This window comes from Streptomyces sp. QH1-20 (genome assembly GCF_041283565.1).
GTDB lineage: Bacteria > Actinomycetota > Actinomycetes > Streptomycetales > Streptomycetaceae > Streptomyces > Streptomyces syringius.
Genome location: NZ_CP166299.1, coordinates 3799181 through 3815264 on the forward strand (window position 1 = coordinate 3799181; position 16084 = coordinate 3815264).

Annotated in this window: 13 protein-coding genes; 8 read left to right on the forward strand and 5 right to left on the reverse strand. The window is 68.5% G+C overall.

The features are described 5' to 3' along the window. The first annotated feature begins 625 nt into the window (after positions 1-625). The 4 genes from AB8O64_RS16990 (at position 626) to AB8O64_RS17005 (ending at position 6185) form a co-directional block, all read left to right on the forward strand. Positions 626-2155: an MFS transporter gene (locus tag AB8O64_RS16990; protein ID WP_370419875.1), complete on the forward strand. Its 1530-nt coding sequence runs from the start codon at positions 626-628 to the stop codon at positions 2153-2155. 350 nt (positions 2156-2505) lie between these two features. Next, positions 2506-3714, forward strand: a complete 1209-nt coding sequence (gene lhgO, locus AB8O64_RS16995) for an L-2-hydroxyglutarate oxidase (protein ID WP_370419876.1) — start codon at positions 2506-2508, stop codon at positions 3712-3714. Positions 3715-3852: 138 nt separating this feature from the next. Continuing rightward, positions 3853-4641 (forward strand): tRNA (guanosine(46)-N7)-methyltransferase TrmB, encoded by a 789-nt coding sequence (gene trmB / locus AB8O64_RS17000; RefSeq protein ID WP_370419877.1) that lies wholly within the window; start codon positions 3853-3855, stop codon positions 4639-4641. 206 nt (positions 4642-4847) lie between these two features. Continuing rightward, entirely contained in the window at positions 4848-6185 is a 1338-nt protein-coding gene (locus AB8O64_RS17005) for a PrsW family intramembrane metalloprotease (RefSeq protein ID WP_370423886.1), read from the forward strand. 48 nt (positions 6186-6233) lie between these two features. On the opposite strand, the gene AB8O64_RS17010 is transcribed toward AB8O64_RS17005, so the two are convergent. Further along, positions 6234-7325 (reverse strand): MrcB family domain-containing protein, encoded by a 1092-nt coding sequence (locus AB8O64_RS17010; RefSeq protein ID WP_370419878.1) that lies wholly within the window; start codon positions 7323-7325, stop codon positions 6234-6236. 161 nt (positions 7326-7486) lie between these two features. On the opposite strand from AB8O64_RS17010, the gene AB8O64_RS17015 reads away from it, so the two are divergent. Next, positions 7487-10627, forward strand: coding sequence for a DUF3427 domain-containing protein (locus AB8O64_RS17015; RefSeq protein ID WP_370419879.1), 3141 nt, complete (start codon positions 7487-7489; stop codon positions 10625-10627). 19 nt (positions 10628-10646) lie between these two features. Here AB8O64_RS17015 and AB8O64_RS17020 read toward each other — a convergent pair whose 3' ends face one another. After that, the gene (locus AB8O64_RS17020; protein WP_370419880.1) at positions 10647-11300 is read right to left on the reverse strand and encodes an ATP-binding protein; all 654 of its coding nucleotides are present in this window, start codon (positions 11298-11300) and stop codon (positions 10647-10649) included. Positions 11301-11499: 199 nt separating this feature from the next. On the opposite strand from AB8O64_RS17020, the gene AB8O64_RS17025 reads away from it, so the two are divergent. Together AB8O64_RS17025 and AB8O64_RS17030 are read left to right on the forward strand one after the other, a co-directional pair. Beyond that, positions 11500-12345, forward strand: a complete 846-nt coding sequence (locus AB8O64_RS17025) for a helix-turn-helix domain-containing protein (RefSeq protein ID WP_370419881.1) — start codon at positions 11500-11502, stop codon at positions 12343-12345. Further along, a complete protein-coding gene (locus tag AB8O64_RS17030; RefSeq protein WP_370419882.1) occupies positions 12345-12554 on the forward strand; it encodes a DUF397 domain-containing protein in 210 nt (69 codons plus the stop codon). The genes AB8O64_RS17025 and AB8O64_RS17030 overlap by 1 nt, the downstream gene beginning before the upstream one ends. Here AB8O64_RS17030 and AB8O64_RS17035 read toward each other — a convergent pair. Continuing rightward, the gene (locus AB8O64_RS17035; protein WP_370419883.1) at positions 12500-13078 is read right to left on the reverse strand and encodes an acetyl-CoA sensor PanZ family protein; all 579 of its coding nucleotides are present in this window, start codon (positions 13076-13078) and stop codon (positions 12500-12502) included. The genes AB8O64_RS17030 and AB8O64_RS17035 overlap by 55 nt on opposite strands. A 125-nt stretch (positions 13079-13203) precedes the next feature. Between AB8O64_RS17035 and AB8O64_RS17040 the strand changes: the two genes are divergently transcribed. Continuing rightward, entirely contained in the window at positions 13204-13503 is a 300-nt protein-coding gene (locus AB8O64_RS17040; RefSeq protein ID WP_362220835.1) for a hypothetical protein, read from the forward strand. A gap of 51 nt (positions 13504-13554) precedes the next feature. Here AB8O64_RS17040 and AB8O64_RS17045 read toward each other — a convergent pair whose 3' ends face one another. Then, positions 13555-14499 carry an aldo/keto reductase gene (locus AB8O64_RS17045; RefSeq protein WP_370419884.1) on the reverse strand — a complete coding sequence of 315 codons (945 nt, stop codon included), beginning with the start codon at positions 14497-14499 and terminating at the stop codon, positions 13555-13557. A gap of 81 nt (positions 14500-14580) precedes the next feature. Then, positions 14581-16074 carry an MFS transporter gene (locus AB8O64_RS17050; RefSeq protein WP_365377825.1) on the reverse strand — a complete coding sequence of 498 codons (1494 nt, stop codon included), beginning with the start codon at positions 16072-16074 and terminating at the stop codon, positions 14581-14583. Between the last annotated feature and the right edge of the window lie 10 nt (positions 16075-16084).

The following is a 16084-nucleotide window of genomic DNA, read 5'->3' on the forward strand; positions in this document are numbered from 1 at the left end:
GGGTGACCGACACCGGCGGGGATCGACGTCCCGGACGTTGGACCACATCCGGCACGCGCGCGTGGACGCAGGGAACGGCCTTACGCGCGCGTGGAGTTAACGAGGGACGTGCGTGGAGTTGGCGGGGGCTCGGGTCGCGTGAGCGACATGGCGCGTACACCGCTCCGGAGGCATCAGGCGCGTCCACGGAAGCCTCAACGGCCGGGCATACGCTCGAATCAGGCCAAACTCCGGGCGTCCGCTTCAAGGGGGCGCACTCGCGCAGTGCTTCCGCCCGTACGTCCCTGAACGTCACAGTCCGGGAGGCGCTGACCGCCTCCCGGACCGTTCCGCCGCCCGCGGGGAATGAGGCGGCGGCTTCCCCCAGCCCACTGGATCCAGTACAGCGGGCCAACCCACGCATGTTCCATGGAAGCGCTCCCGCAATGGCCCGGACCAGAGCGCACGGGTGGGCGCACGGCCACACACAACCGGAGCACGTGCCCCTCAATGCACGTACATGCGGACCAGAATCTCGCCATCCGGGACAACGCCCCTTAACGGTCGGGATGCGGGGAACTACGCTGGGTTTACGAATGCCCCGTGCCTATGCCGGGGCGGGCGTCACTGTTGTCGAGGGGTGCGCATGTCCAGGGAGCCACGCGGGCCGAACGAGAAGCTGGGCACCGTCCTCGCCCTCGCAGGGATCAGCAACGCCGGTCTCGCGCGCAGGGTCAACGACCTCGGTGCGCAGCGGGGATTGACGCTTCGCTACGACAAGACGTCGGTCGCCAGGTGGGTTTCCAAGGGAATGGTGCCGCAGGGCGCCGCGCCGCACCTGATCGCCGCCGCGATCGCCGGCAAGCTCGGCCGACCGGTGCCGCTGCACGAGATCGGGCTCGCGGACGCCGATCCCGCGCCCGAGGTCGGGCTCTCCTTTCCGCGCGATGTCGGCCAGGCGGTGCGCTCCGCCACGGAGCTCTACAGGCTGGATCTCGCCGGTCGGCGGGGTGGCGGCGGTATCTGGCAGAGCCTGGCGGGATCGTTCGCCGTCAGCGCGTACGCCACGCCCGCGTCCCGCTGGCTGATATCCCCCACCGACGCCTCGGTCGCCCGCGAGGCCCCTGCCGCGGCGGCGGCTGGGACCAAGGACGGTGAGGCGTCCACGTCCACGAACGGCACCGGAGGTACCAACGGCAGCAACGGCACCTCGGGGGGCGGCAGCCACGTCGGCGGCAGTACGGACAACGGCTTACCGCAGCGGGTGGGCCACAGCGACGTGGCCAAGCTGCGGGAGGCGGCGGACGACGCCCGTCGCTGGGACTCCAAGTACGGGGGCGGTGACTGGCGTTCGTCGATGGTTCCGGAGTGCCTGCGGGTGGACGCGGCGCCCCTGCTGCTCGGTTCGTACAGCGACGAGGTGGGGCGCGCCCTGTTCGGGGCCACCGCCGAGCTGACCCGGCTCGCCGGGTGGATGGCCTTCGACACGGGCCAGCAGGAGGCCGCGCAGCGCTACTACATTCAGGCACTGCGGCTGGCCCGCGCGGCCGCCGACGTACCGCTGGGCGGCTATGTGCTGGCCTCGATGAGCCTCCAGGCCACGTACCGCGGCTTCGCCGACGAGGGCGTGGACCTCGCCCAGGCGGCCCTGGAGCGCAACCGCGGCCTGGCCACCGCGCGCACGATGAGCTTCTTCCGGCTGGTCGAGGCGCGCGCCCAGGCGAAGGCGGGGGACGCCCAGGCCTGTGCGGCGGCGCTCAAGGCCGCCGAGGGGTGGCTGGAGCGGGCGCGCTCGGGCGACGCCGACCCGCCCTGGCTGGGCTTCCACTCCGAGGAGCGCTTCGCGGCCGACGCCGCCGAGTGCTACCGCGATCTGCGAATGCCCCGGCAGGTCCAGCGCTTCACCGAGCAGGCGCTGGCCCGGCCGACGGAGGAGTTCGTGCGCTCGCACGGGCTGCGGCTGGTGGTCTCGGCGGTCGCGGAGCTGGAGTCGGGCAATCTGGACGCGGCGTGCGCGGCGGGGACGCGGGCGGTGGAGGTCGCGGGGCGGATCTCCTCGGCGCGGACGACCGAGTACGTACGGGACCTGCTGCACCGGCTGGAGCCGTACGGGGACGAGCCGCGCGTCGTCGAGCTGCGGGAGCGGGCACGGCCGCTGCTGGTGGCGCCGGCGTGACGGTGACGGTCCGGGCTCTGTGGTCCGCTCCCCGCTGCGCGGTGGTGTCCTCCGGGCGGGCTGAACGGCTGAGCCCAGCCCGATCAAGCCCGTCCGGCGATTGAGGACGCGCCCGCAGGGTGCCCGCAGGCGGCACCACGGCCCGCAGCCGGAGATCTGCCGGACAGGCAAGGGCATTCCTGGCAATCCCCGCTGGTGAAGCCCCCCATCCGCTCGGGTTTCGGGCCGTTGTCAGTGGCGCAGGTCATGATGGGGACCGTGGGTGAGGCGCTGAGGGGTGCCGAGTGTTCCGGTGCCGGCGGTTCCGGGGAGCGTGCCGGCGGTTCCGGGGAGCGCGGGGAGGTGACGTGGTGACGGCGTACGACTGCGATGTGCTGGTGGTCGGGGGCGGGATCGTGGGGCTCTCCACGGCGTACGCGATCACGCGGGCCGCGCCCGGCACGCGCGTCGTCGTGCTGGAGAAGGAGCCCGGGCCCGCGCGCCACCAGACCGGGCGCAACAGCGGGGTGATCCACAGCGGGATCTATTACCGCCCGGGGTCGTTCAAGGCGCGGTTCGCGGTGCAGGGCGCGACGGAGATGGTGAAGTTCTGCGCGGAGTACGACCTGCCGCACGAGGTGACGGGCAAGCTGATCGTCGCCACGGACCACGCGGAGCTGCCGAGGTTGCACGCCCTGGCCCAGCGCGGCCGGGAGAACGGCATTCCCGTGCGGGAGCTGGGCCGCGCCCAGATAGCGGAGTACGAGCCGTGGGTGCGCGGCATCGGCGCCATCCACGTCGGCACCACCGGCGTGTGCGACTACGGCGCGGTGGCCGCCCGGCTGGCCGGCCTGGCGGAGGACGCGGGGGCGTCGGTGCGTTACGGGGCCGAGGTGCGGGTCGTCGGGCGGCGCCCCGGGGCGGTCGCGGTGCGTACGGCCGGGGGCGAGGTGCTGCGCGCCCGGGTGCTGGTCAATTGCGCGGGCCTGTACAGCGACCGGGTGGCCCGGCTGGCGGGCGACGACCCAGGGATGCGGATCGTCCCCTTCCGTGGGGAGTACTTCGAGCTGGCCCCGTCCCGCGCCGATCTGGTGCGCGGTCTGGTCTATCCCGTCCCGGACCCTGCGTTCCCCTTCCTCGGCGTCCATCTCACCCGCGGCATCGACGGCACCGTCCACCTGGGGCCGAACGCGGTCCCCGCCCTGGCCCGCGAGGGTTACGCGCGGGGGACCGTGCACCCCGGCGAGCTGGCGGGGACGCTGGCCTACCCCGGCTCCTGGCGCATAGCCCGCCGCCACTGGCGGTACGGCGCGGGCGAGGTGCGGCGCTCGCTGTCGAAGCGCGCGTTCGCGAACGAGGTGCGCAGGCTGCTGCCGGACGTGACCGAGGCCGACCTGATACCGGCCCCGGCGGGGGTGCGGGCCCAGGCGGTCCTGCGGGACGGCACGCTGGTGGACGACTTCCTGTTCGCGGAGTCGCACCGGATGGTGCACGTGCTGAACGCGCCCTCACCGGCGGCGACGGCGTCGCTGCCGATCGGCCGGGAGGTGGCGCGGAGGGCGCTGGCGGCGATGGGGTGAGGGGGCTCGTCGGGCTGATCGTCAGTGTGCCCGCCGGGTCGGGGGCGCAGCGAGAGCCGTGGGCCCCACCAGCCCCTGCCTGCTCCCTGTCCTCACCCTTTCCGCCGTCCGCCCCACCCCCCGTAGAATCGAACCACTGTGTCCGAGAACCTCACCTCCCCAGAAGCCGACGCCCAGCCCGGTCGTGACCGGCGCGAGCCGATGTTCCCCGGCGGCCCCGCCGCCGACCCGGCGGGCTCGCACCACGAACGTCGCATCCGCTCGTTCCAGCCGCGCCGCAGCCGGGTGACCACCGGCCAGGGCGACGCGCTGCGCCGCCTGTGGTCACGGTGGGGCCTGGACATCGACGGCCTGCGCCCCCTCGACCTCGGCGAGCTGTTCGGCGACCCGAACCTGCCGGTCGTCCTGGAGATCGGCTTCGGCATGGGCGAGGCCACGGCCCAGATGGCGGCGGCCGACCCCGGCACCGGCATCCTGGCCTGCGATGTGCACACCCCAGGCCAGGGCAACCTGCTCGGCCTGGCCGAGCGGAACGGCCTGGACAACGTCCGCGTCGCGAACGGCGACGCGATCATCCTGCTCCGCGAGATGCTCGCCCCCGACTCCCTCGCAGGCATCCGCGTGTACTTCCCGGACCCGTGGCCGAAGGCGCGGCACCACAAGCGCCGCCTGATCCAGCCGGAGTTCCTCGCGCTCGCCGCGACCCGTCTGGCGCCGGGTGCGCTGCTGCACTGCGCGACCGACTGGGAGCCGTACGCCGAGCAGATGCTGGAGGTCCTCACCGCCAGCCCCGACTTCGAGAACACCCAGCCCGACGGCGGCTTCGCCCCTCGCCCCGAGTTCCGTCCGCTGACGCGGTTCGAGGGCCAGGGCCTGGACAAGGGCCACGTCGTGCACGACCTGCTGTTCCGCCGCAAGACGTCTTGAGTACAGGCGGGGCTGCCGGGCCGGCGTCGGCGCACCAGGCAGCCCTGCAGTCCTGACCTGCACGAACACCAAACGGTACGGAACGGCACGATCGAGACGATCATGCCGTCGGACGGGCGGAAAACCGTCCGCTCCCCACTCCACCCCTTCGTTAGGGTCATCGAGTGCACGAGTCCCCGTCCCCACAGCAGTCGCTTCCCGGGCCCATGCCGGCCTACGGGCAGCAGTCGTACGCCCGGCCGGTGCCGGCCTACGAACAGCAGCCGAGCTTCGCCGCCGTACCCGCCCCGGCGCGCTGGCGCTACAAGCCGCGCCGCGCCCTGTGGGACAACAAGGCGGTACGCGCGGGGGCGGTGATGCTGCTGCTCGCGCTGTGCGGCCTGATCATCCTGGCGCTCGTGCGCGAGCAGACCGGCACCGAGGGCTTCCTGGTGGGCCTCGGCCTCGCCGTGCTGCCCGTCCCCCTGCTCATAGCCGCGTTCCGCTGGATGGACCGCGTCGAACCCAAGCCTTGGCGGAACCTGATCTTCGCCTTCGCCTGGGGCGCGTGCGCGGCCACCCTCGTCGCCCTGCTGGCGAACACCTTCGCCACGAAGTGGCTCGTGAGCACCATCGACGTCTCCCAGCGCGCGGACGCCTGGGGCGCCACCTTCGTCGCACCGGTGGTGGAGGAGAGCGCCAAGGCGGCGGCGATCCTGCTGCTCTTCGTCTTCCGGCGCCGCGACTTCAACGGCATCGTCGACGGGGTCGTGATCGCCGGCCTCACCGCCACCGGCTTCGCCTTCACCGAGAACATCCTCTACCTCGGCAACGCCTTCGCCTCCGACCAGAGCTTCGGGCACTCCGGGCTGGGCTCGACGACGGTGGCGACGTTCTTCATGCGCGTACTGATGTCGCCGTTCGCCCACCCGCTCTTCACGTCGATGACGGGCCTCGGCTTCGGCATAGCCGCGACCTTCGGTCCCCGCCGCCCCGTCCTGCGCGTCGTCATCCCCATCGCCGCACTGCTGACCGCGATGGTCCTGCACGGCGTCTGGAACGGCTCGGCCACCCTCGGCGGCCTCGCCTTCCTCGCGGTCTACGCCCTCTTCATGGTCCCGGTCTTCGGCGTCCTGACCTGGCTGACGATCTGGTCCCGCCAGAACGAGCTGCGCACCGTCCGCGCCCACCTCCCGGCCTACCAGGCCGCCGGCTGGCTCACCCCGCCCGAGCCCATAGCCCTGTCCTCGATGCGCGCCCGAGGCATAGCCCGCGACGTCGCCCGCCGCCACGGCGGCAAGCCCGCGGCCCACGCGGTCGCGGAGTACATCTCCTTCGCGACGTCCCTGGCCTTCCTCCGCCAACGCGCCTACCGCGGCACGGCAGGCCCGGACTTCACCGCCCGCGAGCAGGAACTCCTCCACCACCTCTGGCAGCGCAAGCACGTGGCCCAACCGGCACTGGCGAGCGCGGCGACAACGGTCCCGATGCCGTTCGTGCCTCCGCCGAGCCCGTGGGTGGGCGGGTACCCGGGGTACCCGCAGCAGCCGGGGCAGTATCGCTAGCGGCTTGGCCTCCCCCGCCTATGAACAGTAGGCGCAGGATCGTTTCTGTCAGTCGACCAGACCCCACGAGACGGCAGAGGCCGAACCGGCCCAGCCGTCGAGGGTCCTCCAGACGGCTGCGATCCCGTGCTGTTCGAGGTACTCCGCGTAGACGTGGATGTCCTCAGTGAAGAGAGCCAGGAGATGGGGCTTGGCTTGCCCCTGGAGCTCGTACCAGAAGTACCTGTACTCGAGGAGTTGCCCTACCGCTTCTCGAACCGCTGTGGTGGGGTTTCCGCGCTTGATGGTCTTGGCTTCCACCAACCACTCGACGCCGTTCTGCCGCAGGACCAGGTCCCTGGGGTGCACCATCTCCGTGATGGGAACGAAGCCGCGCTCAAGCGCGTACGGGCCGAAGGCCTCTACAAGGCTCTCGTGGATTCGCTTCTTCGTAAGGGTGCGCTCAGGAATGTGCGCCAGGTAGTCGCTGGCATTCTTCGGGCGGAAGAGATCGAGGCCCGTGGCCTGGCCATGCGGCGCTGGCACGTACCCCACCTGGAGACCGTTCGGGCCTTCCTCTTCGATGAGTTGCGGCTCAACGAGGGCCGCCTGTTGCAAGACGTCCGCCATGTGCCAGAGGTCGCCGCGGATGCTCATCTCCGACGGCATGTTGGACGTCGCGTAGCAGCGGGCACCGACACTCCCTGCCTCATACGACAGGGCCCTGTCGACCGTGCAGTTCAGCACCAACGGGTTGTCCCAGCCCGCTATCAGGCCCTCAGGAAGCCCCGCCCGCAGGCGCTGTGCTCTTTCCTTCAGGAAAGCCCGACGCTTTGCGCCCCGCCCCAGCTTCTTCTCCAGGCTCGTCACGCCCTGCTGGAGTGTGAGCGACACCGTCTTGAGGTCGGCAGAGAAGATGTACGCCAGATACAAGCCACGCTTGGGATCACTAGTGATCTCGGGGTCGTACACCCCGATCCAAGGCGTCCGACTGGGACCGCCGCTTCCTCCGTTCCCCTTTGCCTGAAGCTCTCCAGGGAGGAACGGCGCCAGCGTCTGGCCAGCCGCACGGAGGAGGTCCTGGGCATAGACGCCCTTGGAGGTGTCCGCGTTCGCGTCGTAGTTCGCGGCTATCTCGACGAGTGCATCCCTGATCCCCATGCGCAGACAGTACGCAAATGCGACCGAGGTTGCCCGAGTGGAGTCCAACTCAACCACCTTGGCGCCTACATGTGATCTTCCCCCTGATCGTTCCGGGCCGGTCTGTCGGTGGTCGCTGATAGAACAGGCAGCAGCATCCGACGAGGCGAGGAGACGCTGTTGTGAGCACGCCCTTCGAGCACGGTGTTACCCCTCCGCCCGGCCTCTACGAGAGCCTGATCACCTCGCGGCTTGAACAGCACATTCAAGCGCTCCATGCGAGCGGTTGGCGTACTGCCGAGCAGAAGGTGGGCGACCAATCCTCGCCCCACGTCCTTGCTCGACACGTCGCTGACACAGTCCGGCAGGTCCTCGTCTCCTTGCCTCCCGACGAGCGCGTCGAGGAAGCCAACCGCATCTTGGAGACCCTGAACACTCGCGATGGCGCACAGGAACTGGTCGAGTACATCGCGGCTGGCCCACGACAGTTGCTCTCCATCGCGGAGCAGGAGGCGCCGGGCGTCTACACCCTGCGGCCCGCCACCCCACTGTCCGAGACGGCCCTGATCACGAACTCCCCCGAAGATCCCAATCTCGGGTTTGAGCTCCGAGCCGAGCTGGCCACCGCCGACCGCGTGGACCTCTTGTGCGCTTTCGTGAAGTGGCATGGCCTGCGCGTGCTCGAGGAACCGCTCAAGGCTGCCGCAGCACGAGGCGTGCCGATCAGGGTCATCACCACCACGTACATCGGCGCCACTGAGCGCGCTGCTCTGGACCGCCTGGTTAAGGACTTCGGCGCCGAGGTCAAAGTCAACTACGAGCTGCGCTCGACCCGGCTCCACGCGAAGGCCTGGCTCTTCCGCAGGAACAGTGGCTACGACACCGCCTACGTCGGCAGTTCCAACCTCTCTCGAGCAGCGCTTCTCGACGGTCTGGAGTGGAACGTCCGGCTGTCCTCCGTAGCGACGCCTGCGGTGCTCAGGAAATTTGAGGCCACGTTCGACTCCTACTGGAGCGAGCCCGCCTTTGAGCCTTACGACCCCGATAAGGACGCCGAGCGATTGATGGCGGCCCTCGCGCAGGCCAGTGGTAAGCAGCGAGGCGACACCACGTCCATTAGTCTCTCTGGGCTCGAGGTCAGGCCGTACCCGCACCAGAAGGACATGCTGGAGCGGTTGGAGATCGAGCGCGATCTCCACGGCCGGCATCGAAACCTCCTCGTCGCCGCCACCGGCACGGGCAAGACCGTGATGGCCGCCCTCGATTACAAGGCACTCAAGAGGAAGCACCAGGGACGTGACCTCAAGCTCCTCTTTGTCGCTCACCGCCAAGAAATCTTGAAGCAGTCCTTGCGCACCTACCAGGACGTGCTGATCGATCCGAACTTCGGCGAGCTTTCAGTCGGCGGTGAGGTCCCGGACAACTGGACGCACGTGTTCGCCAGCGTCCAGTCCCTGAACGCCCGCTCGCTCGAACGGTTCGCCCCAGATCACTTCGACGTCATCGTCATCGACGAGTTCCACCATGGTGTCTCCCCGACCTATCGGCGGATCATCGATCACTTCCAGCCGATCGAGCTCCTCGGTCTTACGGCCACCCCGGAGAGGATGGACGGGCTCAACGTTCAGGACGAGTTCTTTGACGGCCATATCGCTGCCGAGATGCGTCTCTGGGAAGCGCTGGAGAACGACCTGCTCAGCCCGTTCCACTACTTCGGTATTGCCGACAATGTGGACTTGGAAGGCCTGACGTGGAAACGAGGCGCCTACGACACGGGCGAGCTCGACAAGCTCTTCACCGGAAACCACGCCCGGGCGCGTCTGGTCGTCAAAGCAGTGCAGGACAAGGTGACCGACCCAGGAACCATGCGGGCACTGGGGTTCTGCGTGTCCGTCGCCCACGCTCGGTTCATGGCAGATTTCTTCCGCCAGGCTGGGCTCAGTGCCAAAGCACTCGACGGCACCACTCCCGCTGCCGAGCGAGCGCAGGCCCTGACCGAGCTCCGAGATGGCAAGGTGCAGGTTCTCTTCTCCGTTGACCTGTTCAACGAGGGTCTGGATATCCCTGACGTGGATACGCTCCTCCTGCTCCGCCCCACGTCCAGCGCTACGGTCTTCCTCCAGCAGCTCGGCCGAGGCCTTCGGCGCACCCCCGATAAGGCCGTGCTCACCGTGCTCGACTTCATCGGACAGCACCGCAAAGAGTTCCGCTTCGAAGAGCAATTCCGCGCACTTACCAACCTCACCCGCAAGCGTCTGGCCGACAACGTCGAGCAGGACTTCCCGCTGCTGCCGTCCGGATGCCAGATCGTCCTCGACCGGAAGTCGAAGGAACGCATCCTCGAAAACATCAAGAGCCAGATCAACGTCAACGTGACCCAGTTGACCCGCGAGGTTGCCTCCTACGCCCAGCCCCGACTGGCCGACTACCTCCGGGAGAGCCAGCGCGAGCTCAAGGAGCTCTACCGCTCCAACAACTCCTGGACACGCTTGCTGCGCAGAGCCAATCTGCTGGGCGGGCCTGCCCCCGAGGGTGAAGATGCACTACTCAAGCGCGTCTCTGCCTTCCTCCACGTCGATGACCCTGCGCGGGTGGCGGCTTACAGCCGCATGTTGGTGGACGAACCCCCGACCTACGAGTCTCTCGACAGCCAGGGTCAGGCCTACGCCCGCATGCTGTTCTTCTCTCTGTGGCCACTCGGAGGAGGCTTCGCCTCATATGGCGAGGGCTTCAAGGCGCTGGGTGAGCAGTCAGCATTCCGCAGCGAGCTGCTCCAGGTCCTCAGCTACAACCTGGAGCACACAGAGCACCTGCCCGTCGCGCTCGTCGGTGACCACGCGAACATCCCGCTGACGGTTCACGCCGCCTACAGCCGAGAAGAGATCCTTCCCGCGCTGGAGCAAGCAAGCGTCGACGGCTTCCTCCCCGGACACTTCCGAGAAGGTGTGAAGTGGTGCGAAAGCGTAAAGATCGACGCTCTCCTCATCACTCTCGAGAAGGACGCCAAGGACTTCTCCCCCGAGACCCGGTACAAGGACTATGCGATGAGCCCGGAGATCTTCCACTGGGAATCGCAGAATCAAACGTCCAGCACCTCCCCGACGGGCTTGCGCTACCAAACTCATCGGGAGAAGGGCACCAGCGTCCTTCTCTTCGTCCGCCGATACAAGAAGACGGACATAGGCGGCCCCCAGCCGTGGATGCTCCTTGGGCCCGCCGACTACATCAAGCACAAGGGCAGCAACCCCATGGGCATCGAGTGGAAGCTCGAGCACGAGATGCCTGCTGACGTCTGGACGTACTCCGCCATTGCCGCTGGCTAAGGCGGAGAATGCGAGCCCCCTACCCGGCAGCTCCAGCTTCTGCTTCGAAGCGCACCTGCGCCAGATCGAGGGCGTAGTCGGGGTCGCCGTCATGGGTGCTGAGCCAGCGGAGGAGGTCCGCGATCAATCCGATTGCGGCCTCCTCCGCGGTGGCGCGGTTGAGCCTGGACGTGCGGGGCGCGGGGAGTGGGCGGGAGCCGTAGAGAGTGAGTAGCGCATCGGCACGCATGTCCCTCGGGTCCCCCAAGCGGGCCTGGGGTTCGGCGAAGCCGGTTGCCAGTTCGCACCACGTCGTCTTGCCGTGGTCATGGGGACTCACGCCCCAGCGGTCCGCCACCGCGGCGACCAGGCTCAGGCCTCGGCCGTTCTCCTTCGTCGGTGAAGCGCGGTGAGGCTTGGGCAGCGTGCCGGCGTCGGGGTCTCTGACCTCGATACGAAGGTGTGTCCCCTTCAGCGAGACAGCGACCCACGTCGGCGTCTTCACGCCCACATGAGTGATGACGTTGGTGACGAGCTCGGTGAGGCAGAGCTGCGCCGTGTCGATCAGTGCGGGTAGGCCCCAGAGGGTCAAGTTCAGCCGGACAGCCCGACGGAGTGGGGCTACTCGCTCGGGCTCGGCCAGAAAGGGGAGCTCCCACTCCTGACAGGACGCGGGGCATGGGCGCACGTTCATGTGGATCGGTCCCTCCGATACGACGCCTTGGGCGCGCTGTGTAATCGGGTCGCCCGCGAGTATGGCACTGAGAAGTCTCGCCATGTAACTTCTCACGCAACCCCGAAGGGTGAATTCGCTAGTACGGCAACTTCCCTGCGCCATAGCCTGGTTGACGCTGAACACGAGAGTGACAGCAGTGAAAAGGGAGGTAGTCGGCATGCCAGCGAGGGCCACAACCCGCCGCCGCCAGCTTGGAGCGACACTGCGCAAGCTGCGCTCGCGCAAGGGCATGACTCTGGAAGAGGCCGGTCGCCTCGTCCAGGTATCGAAGGCCACCGTCAGCCGATACGAGACCCAGCAAGGTCCCGTGAAGTGGCCGGTGGTCGATGCGCTTTGCCGGGAGTACGGAGCCAGCGAGGCGGAGCGGTTAGCCCTTGTCGCTCTGGCCAAGGACGCGAAGCAGCAAGGCTGGTGGAACTCCTTCGCCGACTCCATCCCGGAGAGCATGAATCTGCTGCTCACTCTGGAGGACGAGGCAGTCCGCGAAGACCACTTCGCCTGCCTGTACGTACCAGGCCTCCTGCAGACCCGCGGTTACACAGAGGCCGTACAGAATGCTTCCGAGATGCGGCTGTCTCCGGAGGAGATCGAGCGGCTCGTCGACATCCGCATGAAGCGGCAGGAGATCCTCAGCCGCACCAAACCGCCTCACCTGTGGGCCATCCTCGATGAATCAGTCGTCCGACGGGTGGTCGGCTCGCGTGAGGTGATGAGCGAGCAGCTGAATCATTTGCTTCAGGCCAACGAATCGCCCCACATCACCTTGCAGGTGCTGCCCTTCGCCAAGGGGGCTCACTCAGCAGCCATGGGCAGCTTCGTGATCCTCGGGTCCACTGAGCCATCCCTGGACGTCGTGTACGTGGACATTCACGTCGGCTCGCTCTTCATGGAGAGGGACGAGGAGTTGGAGCGATACCGACTTGCGTTCGACTACCTGCGTGCCCAAGCGTTGGATATGGCGGCGACCTCCGCCCTTATCGAGCGCGCCCTCAGGGAGATGTGATGCACGACGGACCTTCCACGATAGCCACAGACGCATGGTTCAAGTCCTCGTACAGCGGGGCCGGTACGACGGAGTGTGTCGAGACCGCCTTCCGCGCGCGCCACACCACCATCCGCGACTCCAAAGACCCCGACCGCGCCACCATCTCCTTCCCTCACAGCGCCTGGGCCGACTTCGTCGGGGCCATACGGATGGGGCGGTTCGGCTGAGGGCGTTGGCCGCCGGCGGTGGCGCCTGGGTGGGTGGGGGCCAGGAAGACCGCTATGTCGTTCTCCGTGCCCGGTAGCGGGCGTAGTTCGTGCCAGCCCAGGCGGTGGTACGTCGCCATGGTGGCCGTGGCCTTGCGGGCGGTGAGAAGCCAGGAGCGGGCCGCGGGGGCGTCCGTCGTGAGTTCGGTGAGGAGGCGGCGGCCCAGGCCGTTGGCCCGGGAGCGGCGGCGGACGGCCAGTTCGTCGACCTCCAGGGCGCCCATCAGGAGGTCGGTGACGCGCTCCGGGCCCAGCTGAGCGGTGACCTTGCCGTACGCCCGTGTCGTCGGGAACGGGTGCTGGGTCAGCCAGCCCGTGGCGAAGCCCTCGATGCCCGCCGCGGACTGGGAGACCGCCGCCCGGAAGCCGAGTCGCTGTGCATCAGTGGTGAGGCGGGTGCGGAAGTGACGAACGGATTCCTCGTCCTCGTTCCACGGTGGTGCCGTGAAGACCTCGGCGTACGCCTCGACCAGCGCATCAGCCAATCTCAGGACATTAGGCCCGTACCAGATCACCTGTGCGCTCCTCGGGTCGAAGCCTCCCTCAAGTATTGAATCTACGCGGGGATAGCCTCTTGGGACCGAGCTTTTCCTTAGCCAGGAGGTGCCTTATGGGTCGGATTCCGACGTCTGTTGTAGCCGCGAGCGGGCTTGTGGGTGGTTATGGCGTTGCCCGCTGGACCAAGCAGCGGCCGCTCGGCGGTGTGGCGCTGGCCGCCGCCGGGGCCGTGGCCGCGCGGCAGTGGGCGCGGTCGGCCGGGGCGGGGAAGGCCGCCGCGCTGAGCGGGCTGTACGTCGCCGCGTTCGCCGGGTCCCATCCACTCGCCAAGAAGGTCGGCGCCTGGCCGTCCGTCTTCGCCGTCGCCGGTGGGGTCGCCCTCGCCTCCTGGGCCGTCGAGCGCAAGGCCTGACCAGCGACCCACGGTTACGGGCCGGCTACCCCGGCCCGTAACCGTCCCCCCTTACGCCGACGCCTCCGTCAGACGCTTCAGCTCCGCCTCCGTCAGCGTCACGTCCGCCACCGCCAGCAGCGCCGGCAGCTGCTCCACCGTGCGCGCGCTCGCCAGCGGGGACGCGACCGTCGGCTGGGCGTTCAGCCAAGCCAGGGCCACCGTGGCGACCTCGGCGTCATGAGCCGCGGCCACCTCGTCCAGGGCCGCGAGGACGCGGCGGCCGCGCTCGGACTCCAGGTGCTTGCCGGCGCCCTCCGCCCGTGCGCTGTCCACGGTCCGGCCCGGACGGTACTTGCCGGTGAGGAAGCCCGAGGCCAAGGCGAAGTACGGGACGGCCGCCAGGCCGTGGCGGGCGGCGACGTCGGCCAGGTCGCCCTCGTACGTGTCGCGCGAGACCAGGTTGTAGTGGGGCTGGATCGCGGCGTACTTCGCGAGCCCGGATTCGTCGGAGAAGGCGAGGGCCTCGGCCAGCCGGTCCGCGGTGATGTTCGAGGCGGCGATCTCGCGGACCTTGCCCTCCTTCACCAGGGAGTCGAGGACCGTGATGAACTCCTCCACCGGCACCGACGGGTCGTCGAAGTGCGTGTAGTAGAGGTCGATGTAGTCCGTGCGCAGTCGCCGCAGCGATTCCTCGACGCCCGACTTGATGGCGTTCGCCGACAGCCCGCGCTTCTCGGGTTGGCCGCCGCCGACCTTGGTGGCGAGGACGATGTCGGCGCGGTTGCCGCGGGAGGCGAACCAATTGCCGATGACGGTCTCGGATTCGCCGCCCTCGTTGCCCGGGGCCCACACGGAGTAGATGTCCGCGGTGTCGATGAAATTGCCGCCCGCCGCGGCGTACGCGTCGAGGACGGCGAAGGACTCCGCCTCGTCGGCCGTCCACCCGAAGACATTGCCGCCGAGGGCGAGCGGGTGGACGGAAAGGTTGCCGATCTTCTTGTGAATGTCAGCCATGGGGACACACAACGCCCGGGCAGAAGCTCGTATTCCGTCCGGTTCCGATTCCGGAGCCGGTGCGCGCCCTCGCCGATTCTTTCAAGCCTCGGCCGTCACCGCCCCCGCCTCCGGGGTCGGCGGGTCCGGCGTCGACGGCTTCTTCGCCGTCGACAGCGGCTCCGCGATGTCCTCCAGCGAGCGGCCCTCCGCCGGGACGGCCAGGAACGCCGCCACCAGCCCGGCCAGGCACATCAGCGCCGCGCCGATCTGGAAGGCCAGGACCGTGTCGCCGACGACTCCGCTCCCGGTCAGCGAGGCGAAGAGCAGCGGGCCGCTGATGCCGCCGGCCGCCGTGCCCAGGGCGTAGAAGAAGGCGATCGCCATGGCCCGGGTCTCCATCGGGAAGACCTCCGACACCGTGAGGTAGGCGCTGCTCGCGCCCGCCGAGGCGAAGAAGAGGACGACGGCCCAGCAGGCGGTGAGGGTATTGGCGCTCAGATGTCCGCCGTCGAAGAGCGCGGCCGTGCCGAAGAGGAGCACGCCGGACAGCAAATAGGTCGACGAGATCATGATGCGGCGGCCGACGGTGTCGAAAAGCCTGCCGAGGAACAGCGGGCCGAGGAAGTTGCCGACCGCTATCACCGCGAAGAAGTAGCCGGTGCGGGACGTGGACACGTCGTAGAAGGTGGTGAGAATGGCCCCGAAGCCGAAGGTGATCGCGTTGTAGAGAAACGCCTGGCCGATGAAGAGCGCGAGGCCGAGAACCGCCCGTCGCCGGTACTGGGAGAAGACCGTGCGGGCGATCGTGCCGAAGCCGATGCTCTTGCGCTGGTGGATCGTGATCTGCCGCGTGGGTGGCGGCAGGACCTCGCCCTTCTCCATCTCGATGCGTTGCTCGATGGAGGCCACCAGCACTTCTGCCTCTTCGCCGCGGCCATGGATGAAGAGCCAGCGTGGACTTTCCGGCACATGGCGCCGTACGAGCAGGATGGCCAGGCCCAGAACGACGCCGAAGCCGAAGGTGATCCGCCAGCCGAGGTCGGCCGGGAAGATGTTCGTGTCCAGCATCAGGATCGACAGCAGCGAGCCGCCGATCGCGCCGAGCCAGAAGCTGCCGTTGATGATCAGATCCACCCGGCCGCGGTAGGTGGCGGGGATCAGCTCGTCGATGGCGGAGTTGATGGCCGCGTACTCACCGCCGATACCGAAGCCCGTCAGGAAGCGGAAGAGGAAGAACCACCACGTGGAGAAGGAGAACGCCGTCATCGCGGTCGCCGCCAGATAGACGGCGAGCGTGATCATGAAAAGCTTTTTACGGCCGAAGAGATCGGTCAGCCGCCCGAAGAAGAGCGCTCCGACGCAGGCACCAGCCACGTACAGCGCCGCCGCCAGGCCCGTGACCTGCCCCGAGGTGATGGACAGGCCGCTGTCCTTCTCGGACAGACGGCCGGCGATATTGCCGACGACCGTGACCTCCAGCCCGTCCAGGATCCAGACGGTGCCGAGGCCGATCACCACCGTCCAGTGCCACCGGGACCAGGGCAGCCGGTCGAGGCGGGCAGGCACTGAGGTGGTGATCGTCGCATTCGTCACACACCCCGAG

Excerpts from the sequence above, each read along its gene's own strand:
- AB8O64_RS16990 (WP_370419875.1), top strand. The coding sequence starts at position 626 with ATGTCCAGGGAGCCACGCGGGCCGAACGAGAAGCTGGGCACCGTCCTC.
- AB8O64_RS17005 (WP_370423886.1), top strand. The coding sequence starts at position 4,848 with ATGCCGGCCTACGGGCAGCAGTCGTACGCCCGGCCGGTGCCGGCCTAC.
- AB8O64_RS17010 (WP_370419878.1), bottom strand. The coding sequence starts at position 7,325 with ATGGGGATCAGGGATGCACTCGTCGAGATAGCCGCGAACTACGACGCG.
- AB8O64_RS17020 (WP_370419880.1), bottom strand. The coding sequence starts at position 11,300 with ATGAACGTGCGCCCATGCCCCGCGTCCTGTCAGGAGTGGGAGCTCCCC.
- AB8O64_RS17025 (WP_370419881.1), top strand. The coding sequence starts at position 11,500 with ATGCCAGCGAGGGCCACAACCCGCCGCCGCCAGCTTGGAGCGACACTG.
- AB8O64_RS17030 (WP_370419882.1), top strand. The coding sequence starts at position 12,345 with ATGCACGACGGACCTTCCACGATAGCCACAGACGCATGGTTCAAGTCC.
- AB8O64_RS17040 (WP_362220835.1), top strand. The coding sequence starts at position 13,204 with ATGGGTCGGATTCCGACGTCTGTTGTAGCCGCGAGCGGGCTTGTGGGT.
- AB8O64_RS17045 (WP_370419884.1), bottom strand. The coding sequence starts at position 14,499 with ATGGCTGACATTCACAAGAAGATCGGCAACCTTTCCGTCCACCCGCTC.